This is a genomic window from Pseudomonas sp. 11/12A, from assembly GCF_000800055.1.
GTDB lineage: Bacteria > Pseudomonadota > Gammaproteobacteria > Pseudomonadales > Pseudomonadaceae > Aquipseudomonas > Aquipseudomonas mohnii.
The window spans coordinates 940,363-956,184 of record NZ_JUGV01000001.1; the positions used below are offsets into that span (position 1 = coordinate 940,363).

At 60.5% G+C, this 15,822-nt stretch carries 14 protein-coding genes; 6 read left to right on the forward strand and 8 right to left on the reverse strand.

From position 1 onward, the window contains the following. Positions 1-10 precede the first annotated feature (10 nt). Both uppP and GQ39_RS04420 read right to left on the reverse strand, forming a co-directional pair. Entirely contained in the window at positions 11-883 is an 873-nt protein-coding gene (gene uppP, locus GQ39_RS04415) for an undecaprenyl-diphosphatase UppP (protein WP_047527628.1), read from the reverse strand. A gap of 175 nt (positions 884-1,058) precedes the next feature. After that, complete coding sequence (locus tag GQ39_RS04420; RefSeq protein WP_047527631.1) at positions 1,059-2,921, reverse strand: sigma-54-dependent Fis family transcriptional regulator; 1,863 nt, start codon at positions 2,919-2,921, stop codon at positions 1,059-1,061. A 387-nt stretch (positions 2,922-3,308) separates the two neighbouring features. On the opposite strand from GQ39_RS04420, the gene GQ39_RS04425 reads away from it, so the two are divergent. Genes GQ39_RS04425 through GQ39_RS04450 form a run of 6 tightly spaced genes read left to right on the forward strand, consistent with a single transcriptional unit; the run spans position 3,309 to position 9,280 of the window. Next, the gene (locus tag GQ39_RS04425) at positions 3,309-4,403 is read left to right on the forward strand and encodes an ABC transporter ATP-binding protein (RefSeq protein ID WP_047527632.1); all 1,095 of its coding nucleotides are present in this window, start codon (positions 3,309-3,311) and stop codon (positions 4,401-4,403) included. Continuing rightward, positions 4,403-5,536, forward strand: coding sequence for an ABC transporter ATP-binding protein (locus GQ39_RS04430; RefSeq protein WP_047527633.1), 1,134 nt, complete (start codon positions 4,403-4,405; stop codon positions 5,534-5,536). Before GQ39_RS04425 ends, GQ39_RS04430 begins: the two co-directional genes overlap by 1 nt. Beyond that, a complete protein-coding gene (locus tag GQ39_RS04435; protein WP_047527635.1) occupies positions 5,533-6,399 on the forward strand; it encodes a carbohydrate ABC transporter permease in 867 nt (288 codons plus the stop codon). The genes GQ39_RS04430 and GQ39_RS04435 overlap by 4 nt, the downstream gene beginning before the upstream one ends. 7 nt (positions 6,400-6,406) lie before the next feature. Next, positions 6,407-7,207 (forward strand): carbohydrate ABC transporter permease, encoded by an 801-nt coding sequence (locus GQ39_RS04440; protein ID WP_047527637.1) that lies wholly within the window; start codon positions 6,407-6,409, stop codon positions 7,205-7,207. A gap of 10 nt (positions 7,208-7,217) precedes the next feature. Then, positions 7,218-7,490, forward strand: coding sequence for a DUF2160 domain-containing protein (locus GQ39_RS04445; RefSeq protein WP_047527639.1), 273 nt, complete (start codon positions 7,218-7,220; stop codon positions 7,488-7,490). Positions 7,491-7,537: 47 nt separating this feature from the next. After that, entirely contained in the window at positions 7,538-9,280 is a 1,743-nt protein-coding gene (locus GQ39_RS04450) for an ABC transporter substrate-binding protein (RefSeq protein ID WP_047527641.1), read from the forward strand. A 275-nt stretch (positions 9,281-9,555) separates the two neighbouring features. On the opposite strand, the gene nuoN is transcribed toward GQ39_RS04450, so the two are convergent. Genes nuoN through nuoI form a run of 6 tightly spaced genes read right to left on the reverse strand, consistent with a single transcriptional unit; the run spans position 9,556 to position 15,818 of the window. Continuing rightward, positions 9,556-11,019 carry an NADH-quinone oxidoreductase subunit NuoN gene (nuoN, locus tag GQ39_RS04455; RefSeq protein WP_047527643.1) on the reverse strand — a complete coding sequence of 488 codons (1,464 nt, stop codon included), beginning with the start codon at positions 11,017-11,019 and terminating at the stop codon, positions 9,556-9,558. A gap of 7 nt (positions 11,020-11,026) precedes the next feature. Next, the gene (gene nuoM, locus GQ39_RS04460; RefSeq protein WP_047527645.1) at positions 11,027-12,559 is read right to left on the reverse strand and encodes an NADH-quinone oxidoreductase subunit M; all 1,533 of its coding nucleotides are present in this window, start codon (positions 12,557-12,559) and stop codon (positions 11,027-11,029) included. 39 nt (positions 12,560-12,598) lie between these two features. Next, a complete protein-coding gene (nuoL, locus tag GQ39_RS04465) occupies positions 12,599-14,452 on the reverse strand; it encodes an NADH-quinone oxidoreductase subunit L (protein WP_047527646.1) in 1,854 nt (617 codons plus the stop codon). Beyond that, positions 14,449-14,757, reverse strand: a complete 309-nt coding sequence (nuoK, locus tag GQ39_RS04470; RefSeq protein ID WP_007946416.1) for an NADH-quinone oxidoreductase subunit NuoK — start codon at positions 14,755-14,757, stop codon at positions 14,449-14,451. The genes nuoL and nuoK overlap by 4 nt, the downstream gene beginning before the upstream one ends. Positions 14,758-14,759: 2 nt before the next feature. Further along, the gene (gene nuoJ / locus GQ39_RS04475) at positions 14,760-15,263 is read right to left on the reverse strand and encodes an NADH-quinone oxidoreductase subunit J (RefSeq protein WP_047527652.1); all 504 of its coding nucleotides are present in this window, start codon (positions 15,261-15,263) and stop codon (positions 14,760-14,762) included. Between the two features lie 9 nt (positions 15,264-15,272). Next, a complete protein-coding gene (nuoI, locus tag GQ39_RS04480; protein ID WP_178132024.1) occupies positions 15,273-15,818 on the reverse strand; it encodes an NADH-quinone oxidoreductase subunit NuoI in 546 nt (181 codons plus the stop codon). Positions 15,819-15,822 lie beyond the last annotated feature (4 nt).

Genomic DNA, 15,822 nt, shown 5'->3' on the forward strand with positions numbered 1-15,822 from the left:
GTGGCGGGCGTTAGCTCAGGAGTCCGGTGCTGACCGCGACAATCAGGAAGATCCCGAGCACCGCGCGGTAGATGACAAACGGCCAGGTGGAGAACTTCTCCAGAAAGCGCATCAGGCCCCAGATGGCGAAAAACGCCGAGATGCTGGCGATCACCAGGCCAAAAAACAGGTGCGCCCAGGCTTGCGCGGGAAGATCAGCATGGAACAACACCCACAGCTCCTTCAAGCCGGCCAGGGCGATCGCGGGCAGCCCCAGCAGGAAGGAGAACCGCGCTGCCTCTTCACGTTTGAAATTGAGGAACAGCGCCGCCGTCAGCGTTGACCCCGAGCGCGACACGCCGGGAATCAGCGCGCCGATCTGGGCAATGCCAACGATCAGTGCATCACGCAGGCGCATTTCGCCAACGGTGCGGCGATGCCGGCAACTGAGTTCGGCGGCCGCGAGCAAAACCGCCATGACCACGCAGGAAATCCCGATCACCATCAGCCCCCGCAACGGCGAGTTGCAGGCATTGAGCGTCGAGGACAAGGCCACGCCGGCAATACCGATGGGAATGGTCGCCAGCACGATGGCCACCGCGAGGATGAACCACTGGTTGTTGTAATCGCGTTGGCGTACCGCGCCGACACTGCCGCTGACAACTTGTCTGACGTCACGCCAGAAATAACTGACCACCGCCGCCAGTGCGGCCAACTGCATGGCCGCGGAAAACGCCGAGCCGGGATCGGGCCAGCCGAGCAGCGCGGGCACGATGCGCATGTGCGCGGTGGAGGACACGGGCAACAATTCGGTGATGCCCTGAACGATGCCCAAGAGGCCGATTTGCAGGTAATCCAGCGAGGCAAAGCCGATATCAAGGCCGGTAGAACAGATGTTGGTCAAAGCGCTTATCCTGTGAGGATCAGGAGGAGGAGGGTCTGGATAAAAAGAAGTCAGGCGAAAAGCTGAAACATTTCGTCACAATCTGGTCGCTGCGGTCAATGGGCGCAGTGAGTGGTTTTTTGCGGTGACTGGGTTGGCGCCTTCGCGAGCCTGCTCGCGATTGACTGCGCAGCAGTCAGCTTTCCAGGTGGCGCAAGCGCTTATAGAGCGTATTGCGACTAACCCCCAACCGCCGCGCCAGATGCGAAATATTCCCTCCGGCAGCCTTCAGTTCCCGGTTCAACGCCTGGGCGTCATTCAGATCAACCCCCAACGGCTCCGGCGCCTCCACCGGCTCCATCTCCAGGTCGACGAAGAAATCATCCGGCAAATGCTCCGGCCGCACCGGTTGTTCCTCGGCCATGGCCAGCGCCACCTGCATCACGCTGCTGACCTGGCGCAGGTTGCCGGGCCACGGATGACGGCTAAACAGCTCCAGAACTTCGTCGCTAAGTCCCGCCCATTGGGTGGGCTCCCGATGCTGCTCCCACAAACGCTTGAACAGTGCCTGCTTGTCGCTGCGCTCGCGCAGCGGCGGCAACTCCAGGGTCAGGCCGCCGATGCGGTAGTACAAATCTTCGCGGAAACGCCCCAATTGCACCTGCTCGCGCAAGGAGCGGTTGGTCGCGGAGATGATGCGGATGTCCACCGCAAACAACTCACTGCTGCCCACCGGTTGCACGCAGCGCTCCTGCAACACCCGTAGCAAGCGTGCCTGGGTCGGCAGCGGCATATCGCCGATTTCGTCGAGGAACAACGTGCCTTTGTCGGCCTTGCGGATCAGGCCGATGCTGCCTTTCTGGTTCGCTCCGGTGAACGCGCCTTTCTCGTAACCAAACAGCTCGGACTCCACCAGTTCGGCAGGGATCGCAGCACAGTTGACGGCAATGAACGCTTGTTTATGGCGGGAGCTGGCTTGATGCAGGGCCTTGACGAAGACTTCCTTGCCGACCCCGGTTTCACCGTGAATCAACAGCGGAATGTCTTTCTCCAGCAAGCGCTCGGCCTGGCGCACGGCCTTTTCCACGCGACTGTCGCCAAAGTGCAGGGTCTTCAGGCTGATGGTGGCGGGTTTAGCGTCCGCCACGGCGCTCTTGGGGTCAGCACTTTTGCTTTCAGAAAACAGCCGCGGCTGAATCGGTGCCTGCTTCGGCCGTTTCAACAGGCACTGGAAGCGGTTGCGTCCGCGAGTCTGCAGGGCGAAGGGCAGGCCTTCTGGCTGATTCAGCAGTTCCAGCAGCGAGACGTTGAACAGGCTCTCCACACTGACTCGCGACAGGCGGATGCCCAGCAGGTTGTCAGCGCGGCGGTTGGCGGACAGCACCTGGCCACTTTCATCGAAAATCAGCAAGCCGGCCCACTGGCTGTCGAGGTTGTTCAGGCCCGTGTTGAAGGTCAACTGGAAATGCTGGCCGTGAAACAGGTTGAGGATCAGCCGGTTTTCCACGGTCTGGCTCATCATCTTGACCATGCCCAGGGTGTGGGACGGCGGCAGGTAGCTGTCGCTGGAGACATCCAGCACGGCAATCACTTTGCGCTCGGCATCGAAAATCGGCGCGGCGGAACCGGTCATGAAGCGGTTGGCCTTGAGAAAGTGTTCATCGTGTTCGATGTGCACCGCTTGTTCGCAGGCCAAAGCGGTGCCGATGGCGTTGGTCCCGCTGCAGTGCTCCAGCCAACTGGCGCCGGCACTGAAACCGCGGGTCAGGCTCGGCTCGATGAAGCGCTGGGTGCCCCATGACGTCAGCACCTGGCCTTGATTGTCGGCGAGCATGATCAGGCAATTGGAGTTGCTGAGGATGTTCTCGTAATACGGCAGGACTTCCTGGTGGGTGGTCTGCACCAGCGAGTGCTGGCTCTCGAGCAACTGCGCGATGCCTTCGGCGGGCAACTGATCGAACGCCGGAGCGCTTTGATGATTGAGACCGAACGCGCGGCAGCGGGACCAGGAGTCCTGGATGATGGCGTCGTGGGACAGCGGCAGGGCAGGTAGGGCCATTACAGGTCAGCCTCTGATTTACGCTTTTATTGTTGTTATAGGTTTTCCTTGTGGGAGCGAGCCTGCTCGCGAAAAGGGCTTATCAGGCGACATGAATGTTGCCTGATCCAACGCCATCGCGAGCAGGCTCGCTCCCACAGGTTTTGCGTCTGTTTCATGTCCCGGGAAAGGCAAAAAGCACCCATAGAGTGTTGTTCACTAATGTTCATTGTCAATCGGCGAACTGTTCAATTGTTCACTTTCGATTGTTCATTTGTGTTCAGCAACGAACGTGACTCGGTAGTCACGTTCAAGGATTTCAAGCCAAATCAACGGCTTGTGATTTTTGGCACAAATGTCGCTATGTAGCTCCGGTCGCTTGACTCCAAAAATAAAAAAGGCCGAGCCATGTCATTAACCCTGGAGCATGTCAGCCGTACCGTCGAGGGCCAGACCTGGATCGACGATGCGTGCCTGAGTTTCGAACCCGGTTCCTTCAACGTTTTGCTGGGTCGCACGCTGTCCGGCAAAACCAGTCTCATGCGCTTGATGGCCGGGCTGGACAAGCCTGACACCGGGCGCATCCTGATGAATGGCGTGGATGTCACCCAACGCCCGGTGCGCCTGCGCAATGTGTCGATGGTGTATCAGCAGTTCATCAACTACCCGACCATGACGGTGTTCGAGAACATCGCTTCGCCGTTGCGTCAGGCCCGCGTGTCCAATGAGCAGATCCAGAGCAAGGTGCTGGAAACCGCCAGGATGCTGCGCATCGAGAAGTTTCTGCAGCGTTATCCGCTGGAGCTCTCCGGGGGCCAGCAACAGCGGACGGCCATGGCCCGGGCGCTGGTCAAGGACGCCGAACTGATTCTGTTCGATGAGCCGCTGGTCAACCTCGACTACAAACTGCGCGAGGAACTGCGCCAGGAAATGCGCGAGCTGTTCAAGGCCCGCCACACCATCGCGATCTACGCCACCACCGAACCCAACGAAGCGCTGGCCCTCGGCGGCACCACGACCATTCTTCATGAGGGTCGGGTGATCCAGAGCGGCAAGTCTTCCGCGGTCTATCACCAGCCGCAGACCGTGCTGGCGGCCGAGCTGTTTTCCGAACCGCCGATCAACCTGATGCCGGGGCGCATCGCCGGTAATGAAGTGAGTTTCGCCAATTTCGTGCATTTCCCGCTGAACGTCGATTTGCGGCCGGTGGGCGAGGGCGAGTTTCGCTTCGGCGTGCGGCCCAGCCACATCTCGCTGGTGCCGAGCAACGACGACGACCTGGAATTGGCAGTGACCGTCGAAGTCGCGGAAATCAGCGGCTCGGAAACCTTCCTGCACGTGCGCAACGAGCATTTCCTGCTGGTGCTGCACTTGCCCGGTGTCCACGAATACGACGTCGATGCGCCGATCCGCATCTACATCCCGACCCATAAACTGTTTGTGTTCGATACGCAGGGGCGGCTGGTCCAGGCGCCGGGCCGGCGTGTCGCGAGGGTTGCCTGATGGCCGAAATCCGTTTGCAGAACCTCGCCCACAGCTACACCAAAACCCCGGGCGGACCCGAGGATTACGCGATCCGCGAGATGGACCACATCTGGGAGCAGGGCGGTGCCTATGCCTTGCTCGGCCCGTCGGGGTGCGGCAAGTCGACCTTGCTCAACATCATTTCCGGGTTGCTCAGCCCGTCCCAGGGCCATGTGTTGTTCGATGGCAAAGCGGTCAATGACCTGACCCCGGAGAAGCGCAACATCGCTCAGGTTTTCCAGTTTCCGGTGGTCTACGACACCATGACGGTGTTCGACAACCTGGCGTTCCCGCTGCGCAATCAGGGCATGGCCGAGGCGAAGATTCACACCAAAGTGCAGGAAATCGCTGAAGTCCTCGACCTGCAGAACCTGCTGAGCAAAAAAGCACGCAACCTCACCGCCGACGAAAAGCAGAAAGTCTCCATGGGCCGTGGGCTGGTGCGTGATGACGTGTCGGCGATTCTCTTCGATGAACCGCTGACCGTGATCGACCCGCACCTGAAGTGGAAGCTGCGGCGAAAGCTCAAGCAGATCCACGAGCAGTTCAACATCACCATGGTCTATGTCACCCACGATCAACTGGAAGCCTCGACCTTTGCCGACAAGATCGCGGTGATGTACGGCGGGCAGATCGTGCAGTTCGGCACGCCACGGGAATTGTTCGAGCGCCCGAGCCACACCTTTGTCGGTTACTTCATCGGCAGCCCGGGGATGAACCTGATCGAGGTGCAGCCGCAACCGGGCGGCGTCGGTTTCGCTTCGACCCATTTGCCCTTGTCCGCCGCCATGCAGCGACGCATCGCCGAGACCGAATGGAAAACCCTGAAAGTCGGAATCCGACCCGAGTTCGTCCATGTGTGGGACGAGCCATTCGATGACGCGATGCGGGCTCATGTCGTACACGTCGAAGACCTCGGCACCTACAAGATCATGACCCTGAACCTCGATGGCGCGCCGCTGAAAGTACGCCTGGCCGAAGACAAACCGGTGCCTGAAGGCACGGCGTACATCAGTTTTCCGGGCCAGTGGCTGATGGTCTACGCCGACGAATTCCTGCTGGAGCCCCATGCCGTCAACGAAGCAATGGCCAACGAAGAGGCGCAGCCATGAACAAGGTGCAGAACAACAAGGCCTGGTGGCTGGTGCTCCCGGTGTTCCTGCTGGTGGCGTTCAGTGCGGTGATCCCGATGATGACCGTGGTCAACTACTCGGTGCAGGACATATTCGATCAGTCCAGCCGCTACTTCGTCGGCGCCGACTGGTACAGGCAAGTGCTGCTCGATCCGCGCCTGCATGACTCGCTGCTGCGCCAGTTCATCTACTCGGCCTGTGTATTGCTGATTGAAATTCCCCTGGGCATTGCCATCGCCCTGACCATGCCGACCAAGGGGCGCTGGTCGTCGCTGGTGCTGATTATTCTGGCGATCCCGTTGCTGATTCCGTGGAACGTGGTGGGCACCATCTGGCAGATCTTCGGCCGCGCGGACATCGGTCTGCTGGGTTCGAGCCTTAATGCCATGGGCATCAGCTACAACTATGCGGCGAACACCATGGACGCCTGGGTCACCGTGTTGGTGATGGACGTCTGGCACTGGACGTCGCTGGTGGCGCTGTTGTGTTTCTCCGGTCTGCGGGCGATTCCGGACGTGTATTACCAGGCGGCGCGGATTGATCGGGCTTCGGCTTGGGCGGTGTTCCGGCACATTCAGTTGCCCAAGCTCAAGAGCGTGCTGCTGATCGCGGTGATGCTGCGTTTCATGGACAGTTTCATGATCTACACCGAACCGTTCGTGCTCACGGGCGGCGGGCCGGGTAATGCCACGACCTTCCTCAGTCAGACATTGACCCAGATGGCCGTAGGGCAATTCGACCTGGGCCCTGCCGCGGCGTTTTCGCTGGTGTATTTCCTGATCATCCTGTTGGTGTCGTGGCTGTTTTATACCGCCATGACTCACTCTGACGCCAACCGCTGAGGCCGCCATGAGCAAGAGAAAGCTGATTCCGTTGCTGCTCTACATCCTGTTCCTGCTGGTGCCGATCTACTGGTTGCTGAACATGTCCTTCAAGAGCAACACCGAAATCCTCGGCGGATTGACGCTGTTTCCCGCGGATTTCACCCTGCATAACTATAAAGTGATCTTCACCGATCCGAGCTGGTACACCGGTTATCTCAACTCGCTGTACTACGTGAGCCTGAACACGGTGATCTCCCTGAGCGTGGCGCTGCCGGCGGCCTATGCGTTCTCGCGTTACCGTTTCCTCGGTGACAAGCACCTGTTCTTCTGGCTGCTGACCAACCGGATGGCACCACCGGCGGTGTTCCTGTTGCCGTTCTTCCAGCTGTATTCGTCGATCGGGCTGTTCGACACCCACATCGCCGTGGCCCTGGCGCACTGCCTGTTCAACGTGCCACTGGCGGTGTGGATTCTCGAGGGGTTCATGTCTGGCGTGCCCAAGGAAATCGACGAAACCGCCTATATCGATGGCTACAGTTTTCCCAAGTTCTTCGTGAAGATTTTCATCCCGCTGATCGGCTCCGGCATCGGTGTCACGGCGTTTTTCTGCTTCATGTTCTCCTGGGTCGAACTGCTGCTGGCGCGCACCCTGACGTCGGTGAACGCCAAACCGATCGCGGCGGTGATGACCCGCACGGTCTCGGCGTCAGGCATCGACTGGGGCGTGCTGGCGGCGGCGGGGGTGTTGACCATTTTGCCGGGCATGCTGGTGATCTGGTTTGTTCGCAACCACGTGGCCAAGGGCTTTGCCCTGGGCCGGGTATGAGGAGCTGATGATGGAATGGATGAGTTGGACGATTCCCACCGCAGCGTTCTTCGTCGTCATTGGCCTGATTCTGGTGGGCATGACGACCTGGGAATTGCGTTCGCCGAGCATTCTTCGGCGTGGTTTCCTGCCGATTGCCACCACCCGTGGCGACCGGCTGTTTATCGGTCTTCTCGGTAGCGCCTACCTGCATCTGCTGGTCATCGGCGTAACCGACTGGAGCATCTGGGTCGCCTTCGCGTCGTCCCTGGTGTGGCTGTTGGCTGTGATGCGGTGGGGCTAGTCGAATCGCTCGGCAATGTTGCTCCGAAACTTAAACAGGAGGTCTCTATGTTCGACAAAAACAATAAGCTGCGACATAGCATTTCATTGGCAGCCATGCTGGCACTCAGCGGTTTGAGCGCCGCAGCCTGGGCCGATGCCTATGAAGACGCTGCGAAGAAATGGATTGGCAGCGAGTTCAAACCGTCCACCCTGACGGCTGATCAGCAGCTCGAGGAATTGAAGTGGTTTATCAAGGCCGCCGAGCCGTTTCGCGGGATGGACATCAAGGTCGTCTCCGAAACCCTGACCACCCACGAATATGAATCCAAGGTGCTGGCCAAGGCCTTCACCGAGATCACCGGGATCAAGGTGACCCACGACCTGCTGCAAGAAGGCGATGTGGTGGAAAAACTGCAGACCGTGATGCAGTCGGACAAAAGCATTTATGACGGCTGGGTGAACGACTCGGACCTGATCGGTACGCACTTCCGTTACGGCAAGACTGAAGCCATCACCGACCTGATGGCCAATGAAGGCAAGAACTTCACTTCGCCGACTCTGGACCTCAAGGACTTCATTGGTACTTCTTTCACAACGGCTCCGGACGGCAAGCTCTATCAACTGCCCGATCAGCAGTTTGCCAACCTGTACTGGTTCCGCGCCGACTGGTTCGAGCGCCCGGACCTCAAGGCCAAGTTCAAGGAGAAATACGGCTACGAGCTGGGCGTACCGGTGAACTGGTCGGCCTATGAAGACATCGCCAAGTTCTTCAGCGAAGACGTCAAGGAGATCGACGGCAAGCGTGTCTACGGGCACATGGACTACGGCAAGAAAGACCCTTCCCTGGGCTGGCGTTTCACCGATGCCTGGTTCTCCATGGCCGGTGGCGGCGACAAGGGCTTGCCCAACGGTTTGCCGGTGGACGAGTGGGGCATTCGCGTCGAGGATTGCCATCCGGTGGGCTCCAGCGTGACCCGCGGTGGCGACACCAACGGCCCGGCGGCGGTCTTCGCCACCCAGAAATACGTCGACTGGATGAAGGCCTACGCTCCACCGGAAGCGGCGGGCATGACCTTCTCCGAATCCGGCCCCGTGCCTTCCCAGGGCAACATCGCCCAGCAGATTTTCTGGTACACCGCGTTCACGGCCGACATGACCAAGCCGGGTCTGCCGGTGGTGAATGCCGACGGCACGCCGAAATGGCGCATGGCACCGTCGCCGCGCGGCCCGTACTGGGAGGAGGGCATGAAGCTGGGGTATCAGGACGTGGGTTCCTGGACGTTCATGAAGTCCACGCCGGAGAAGCAAAAACTCGCCGCCTGGCTCTATGCGCAGTTCGTGACGTCGAAAACCGTGTCACTGAAGAAAACCATCGTCGGCCTGACGCCAATCCGCGAGTCGGACATCAACTCGCAAGCCATGACCGACCTGGCGCCGAAGCTCGGTGGCCTGGTCGAGTTCTACCGCAGCCCGGCCCGCGTGCAATGGACGCCGACCGGGACCAACGTGCCTGATTATCCTCGCCTCGCGCAGTTGTGGTGGAGCCACATCGCCGAAGCGGCCAGCGGCGAGAAAACTCCGCAGCAGGCACTGGACGGTCTGGCCAAGGATCAGGACGCGATCATGTCCCGCTTGGAACGTTCGAAAGCGCAAACCACCTGCGCACCGAAGATGAACCCGGAACGCGACGCGCAATACTGGTTCGACCAACCGGGCGCACCGAAACCGAAACTGGCCAACGAGAAGCCTAAAGGGGAGACCGTGAGCTATAACGAACTGCTGAAATCGTGGGCGGATGCGCGTAAATAAAAGCTGAACTGCGAAAGGCGAACGGCACCGGAAGGTGCCGTTTTTGTTTGTGCCTGTGCCACCGCTTTCGTCGGCATGCCGGCTCCTGCAGATGCAGCGTCGGACGCAGTCCCGGCATTGACTCACGATCACTTACAGGCGCTGGTTTGCCAGCGATGGCGTTGTGTCGGTCAGCACGGAATGGTGAGGACAGCGCTGCCGGTCCAGCAACGCCAGAATGCAAAAACGGCACCCGAAGGTGCCGTTTCTGTTTGCTACCGATAACGCTTAAGCGATCAACCCGCCAGGCCCGATTGCTGAACCAGGCTCAGCAGCGGTTGTGGGTACAGGCCGAGGAAGAATGCCAGTACCGCGATGGCCAGCAGCATCACGCCGCCTGCTTTCTGTTCCCAGTGCAGTTGCGCATCGTGGCGACGCAGGTTCGGTTCGATCAGGTACAGGGTGACCATCACACGCAGGTAGTAGAACACGCCGATGGCGCTGCCCAGTACCAGCGAGCCGACCAGCCACCACTGATGGGATTCGACACCGGTGGCGATGATGTAGAACTTGCCGATGAAGCCCGCGGTCAGCGGGATACCAGCCAGGGACAACATCATCACGGTCAGTACGGCAGTCAGGTACGGACGGCGCCAGAACAGGCCGCGGTATTCGTACAGGGCGTCCGCGTCACGGCCTTTGTACGGCGAGGACATCAGGGTGATCACGCCGAAGGCGCCGAGGCTGGTGATCACGTAGGTGACCAGGTACACGCCGATAGCTTCCACGGCCATGCCTTTGCTCGCCACCAGGGCGATCAGCAGGTAACCGAAGTGGGCGATGGACGAGTAACCCAGCAGACGCTTGAGGTTGCTCTGGGTCAGGGCCAGCAGGTTACCGAACAGGATCGACGCGATGGCGATGATGGTCAGTACGTTGCTCAGCACACCGCTGCTTGCCGCTGGCGAGATCTGGAACAGACGCACCATCACGGCGAACACGGCGACTTTTGAAGCGGTTGCCAGGAACGCTGCGACCGGCGCTGGAGCACCTTCGTAAACGTCCGGGGTCCACAGGTGGAACGGTACCAGCGACAGCTTGAACGCCAAGCCGATCAGCATCATGCCCAGGCCCAGTTGCGCCAGCGAACTTGGCAGACCGGTAGCCGCCAGCGCCTGACCGATACCGACGAAGCTCAGGGAGCCGGAGTCAGCGTAGAGCAGGGCCATACCGAACAACAGGAACGCGGAACCGGCTGCCGACAGCACCATGTACTTGATGCCGGCTTCCAGCGAACGCTTGTTGAAGAAGGCGTAGGCCACCAGACCGTAGACCGGCACCGACAGCAGCTCCAGACCGATGAACAACCCGGCCAGGTGCTGCGCGCTGACCAGAACCAGGCCACCGGCGGCGGCCATCAGGATCAGCAGGTACAGTTCTTCACGGTTGCCCGGGTAACCCGAACCGCCCTCGCCGAGGTAGGCGTGGGCGAGGGTGACGCAGGCGAGGGTGGCGACCAGGATCAGCGCCATGTACAGGCAGGCAAAGGTGTCGATTTGCAGCAATGGCGTCACGGCCAGGGGCGCGACTTTCAGGGCTGGCAGGATCGACAGCAGCGCCAGGTTCAGACCCGCCACGGAAATCAGGAAGGTCTGCGAGTGGTTGCGGCGCCAGGCGATCGCCAGCATCGCCACGATGATCGTGGCGCTGGTGATCAACAACGGCGCAAGCGCGATAAAGTGTTGAGTCGTGAATTCCATAGCGCTCTTACCGTGCCGAAGCGAGTTGAGTGAAGGCGGTGCCGAGCCACTGCTGCACGCCATGCATCGTCGCGGCAGAGGTGTCGAGGAACGGTTGCGGGTAGACGCCGATGTAGACCAGCAGCGCTGCCAGACCGACCACCATGATCAGTTCGCGAGCATCCATGCCCTGCAGGACCGCGTCCGATTTGGACGGACCGAAGTAGGCACGGTGGATCATGATCAGCGAGTAGACCGAACCGAACACCAGGCCGGACGTCGCGATCACGGTGACCCATGGAGCGCTGGCGAAGGTGCCGATCAGGATCAGGAACTCGCCGACGAAGTTACCGGTACCCGGCAAGCCCAGGGACGCGGCTGCAAAGAACAGGCTGATGGCCGGCAGGTAGGCGATCTTCGACCACAGGCCACCCATTTCACGCATGTCGCGGGTGTGGGTGCGCTCGTACAACTGACCGCTGAGGATAAAGAGTGCCGCGGCCGACAGACCGTGCGCCAGCATCTGAATCACCGCGCCCTGCAGCGCCAGTTGGCTGCCGGAGTAGATGCCGATCAGTACGAAGCCCATGTGGGAAACGGACGAGAAGGCGATCAGACGCTTGATGTCGGTTTGCGCGAACGCCAGGAACGCACCGTAGAAGATCCCGATCAGACCCAGGGTCATGGCGATCGGCGCGAACTCGGCCGACGCATTCGGGAACAGTGGCAGGGCGAAACGCAGCAGGCCGTAGGCAGCGGTTTTCAGCAAGATACCGGCCAGGTCCACGGAACCTGCGGTCGGCGCCTGGGCGTGAGCGTCAGGCAGCCAGGAGTGGAACGGTACGACGGGCAGCTTGACCGCGAAGGCGATGAAGAAGCCGAGCATCAGGACGTACTCGGTGGTCATCGACATTTTGGTTTTCAACAGGTCGGCGTAGTTGAAGGTCATCACGCCGGTGTTGTTGAAGTTGACCAGTACCAGACCCAGGATCGCCACCAGCATGATCAGGCCGGAAGCCTGAGTGAAGATGAAGAACTTGGTCGCCGCGTAGATCCGGGTTTTCTTGCCGTCCGAAGAACTGTGACCCCAGAGCGCGATGAGGAAGTACATCGGCACCAGCATCATTTCCCAGAAGAAGAAGAACATGAACAGATCGAGGGCCAGGAACACGCCGACAACACCGCCCAGGATCCACATCAGGTTCAGGTGGAAGAAGCCGACGTGGCGCTGGATCTCTTTCCACGAGCAGAGTACCGAGAGGACACCCAGAAGGCCGGTCAGCAGGATCATCAACAGCGACAGGCCGTCGAGGGCCAGGTGCACGCTGATGCCGAAGCGCTGGATCCAGACGTGCTTGAATTCAAGCGACCAGGTCGGATCGGCGCCAGGCGCCGGGGCAAATGAATAATCACCGTGGGCCCACAGCCAGAGGCCGAGAGCGAGTTCCAGGGTCATGGTCAACAGCGCAATCCAGCGGGGGAGGGTGGCGCCGAAGCGCTCACCCATCCAGCACAGCAGGCCGCCGATGAAGGGGATCAGGATTAGCCAAGGCAGAATCATGACGGGCTCAATTCCTTTCGCAAGTTCGCAAGGTTCATATCAGACCGCTACCAGCACGACGGCGCCAATTACCAGCACGGCACCAGCAGCCATCGAGGCGGCATACCAACGCAGTTGACCGGTCTCGGTACGGCTCAGGGCGGTGTGACCGCCTTTGGCCATGCGCGGGATCAGACCGATGGTCTGGTCGAGCGGGTCTTTGCGCAGGATGTGGCTGATCGCCAGGTAAGGCTTGACGAACAGTTTGTCGTAGATCCAGTCGAAGCCCCAGGCAGCGAACCACCAGGCCGACAGGAAACGGCCGATGCCGCTGTTGGCGATGGCAGTCACGAAGCGACGCTTGCCGAGGAACAGCAGCGCGGCCAGCAGGATACCGGCCAGGGCGATGGCGCCCGAAGCGAGTTCCAGACTGTGCTTGGCTTCGCCACCGGCATGGCCGACGCTTTCCGGCAGCACGCCGTGCAACGGTGGAACGATCATCGCGCCGACGAAAGTCGACAGGACGATCAGCACCGACAGCGGCAGCCAGTGAGCAATGCCGTGACCGGCGTGGGCTTCGGTCTTCGCTTCACCGTGGAACGTGATGAAGATCAGGCGGAAGGTGTACAGCGAGGTCATGAACGCGCCGACCAGACCGGCGTAAAGCAGACCGTGGTTGCCGCTGGCGAACGCTTCCCAGAGGATTTCGTCCTTGGAGTAGAAGCCCGCAGTCACCAGTGGCAGGGCCGCCAGGGCCGCGCCGCCAACGATGAAGCTGGCGTAGGCCAGAGGCAGTTTCTTCCACAGGCCACCCATCTTGAAGATGTTCTGCTCGTGGTGGCAGGCAACGATCACCGCACCGGAGGCAAGGAACAGCAGGGCCTTGAAGAAGGCGTGGGTCATCAGGTGGAAGATCGCGCCATCCCAGGCGCCAACGCCCAGGGCCAGGAACATGTAGCCGATCTGGCTCATGGTCGAGTAGGCGAGGATACGCTTGATGTCGGTCTGTACCAGTGCGGCGAAACCTGCAAGCACCAGGGTCACGCCACCGACGATGCCCACCAGGTGCAGGACTTCCGGCGCCAGGGTGAACAGGCCGTGAGTACGGGCGATCAGGTAGACACCGGCGGTCACCATGGTCGCGGCGTGGATCAGTGCCGAAACCGGAGTAGGACCGGCCATCGCGTCCGCCAGCCAGGTTTGCAGCGGCAGTTGCGCGGATTTACCGACAGCGCCACCCAGCAGCATCAGGGTCGCCAGGACCATCCAGAAGTTGCCGGCCTGGAATTTCTGCGGTGCCAGCACCAGCAGTTCCTGGATGTTCAGCGTGCCCAGTTGAGCGAACAGGATGAACAGGCCGATGGCCATGAACACGTCACCGATTCGGGTCACGATGAAGGCCTTGAGTGCCGCGTTACCGTTGTTGCGGTTGCTGTAGTAGAAACCGATCAACAGGTACGAGCACAGGCCCACGCCTTCCCAGCCGAAGTACAGGAACAACAGGTTATCGCCCAGTACCAGGAACAGCATGCTGGCGATAAACAGGTTGGTGTAGGCGAAGAAGCGCGAGTAACCGTCTTCACCGCGCATGTACCAGGACGCGAACAGGTGGATCAGGAAGCCGACGCCCACCACCACGCCGAGCATGGTGATCGACAGGCCGTCGATGTACAGGGCGAAGTCAGGCTTGAAGCCTTCGACCGCCATCCATTGCCACAGCACCAGGGTGTAGTGACCACCCTCGGGTGGCGCGACATTGAATTGCCAGATCACGTAGGCCGCGACCACTGCGGACAGGCCGATGGAGCCGACGCCGATCAGTGCCGAGAGGTTTTCCGAGAAGCGTCCGCGGGAGAACGACAGCAGGAGAAACCCGATCAGGGGAAATACGAAAGTCAGAAAGATCATGTTCATCCGCGCATCTCACTGGCAGCGTCGATATCGAGCGTGTGGAAGCGGCGATACAGTTGCAGCAGGATCGCCAGGCCGATACTGGCCTCGGCGGCAGCCAGGCTGATCACCAGGATGAACATGATCTGTCCATCCGGCTGCGCCCAGCGGCTACCGGCAACGATGAACGCCAGCGCGGAGGCATTCATCATGACCTCCAGGCTCATCAGCACGAAAAGGATATTGCGGCGGACCATCAGGCCGACCAGACCGAGGCAGAACAGGATGCCGGCGACCGCCAGACCATGCTCCATGGGGATAGCAGGCATCGTCATTGCTCCTTGGCTTCGTTGCGGCCCAAGTGGAACGCCGTGACGGCTGCGGCGAGCAGCAGCATCGAGGCGAGTTCGACCACCAGCAGATAAGGACCGAACAGGCTGATGCCCACGGCCTTGGCGTCCACGGTGGTGTGGCCGATGGCCTGACCGCTCTGGTGGGAGAACAGCACATACAGCAGTTCCACCAGCAGCAAGGCGGCGAGGGCGACCGGGCCGCCCCATATGCCGGGCTTGAGCCAGACGCGCTCTTGCTGAACCGAGGCCGGGCCCAGGTTCAGCATCATCACCACGAACACGAACAGCACCATGATGGCGCCAGCGTAGGCGATCACTTCCAGCACACCGGCAAACGGTGCGCCAAGGGCGAAGAACGTCATCGCCACGGAGATCAGCGAAATGATCAGGTAGAGCAGGGCGTGCACAGGGTTGGTGTTGGTGACCACGCGAAGCGTGGACACCACAGCGATACCCGATGCGAAATAGAAAGCGAATTCCATCTTTCTTCCTTAAGGCAGCAAGCTCTTCACGTTGATCGGTTCGGCTTCATTCTGCGCGGAGCCTTTTGGCTTACCGGCAATCGCCATACCTGCAACACGATAGAAGTTGTAATCAGGGTTTTTGCCGGGGCCGGAGATCAGCAGATCTTCTTTCTCGTAAACCAGGTCCTGACGTTTGAACTCGGCCATTTCGAAATCCGGCGTGAGCTGGATCGCGGTGGTCGGGCAGGCTTCCTCGCAGAGGCCGCAGAAAATGCAGCGCGAGAAGTTGATGCGGAAGAAGTCCGGGTACCAGCGACCGTCTTCGGTTTCAGCTTTCTGCAGCGAAATGCAACCGACCGGGCACGCCACGGCGCACAGGTTGCACGCTACGCAGCGCTCTTCGCCGTCGGGGTCGCGGGTCAGGACGATACGCCCACGGTAGCGTGGCGGCAGGTAGACCGGTTCTTCCGGGTACTGCAGCGTGTCGCGCTTGCGGAAGGCGTGGCCGAAAATCATCACCAGGCTGCGAAGCTGGGTGTAGAGGCCATGCACGATGTCAAATATGTACTTCATGATT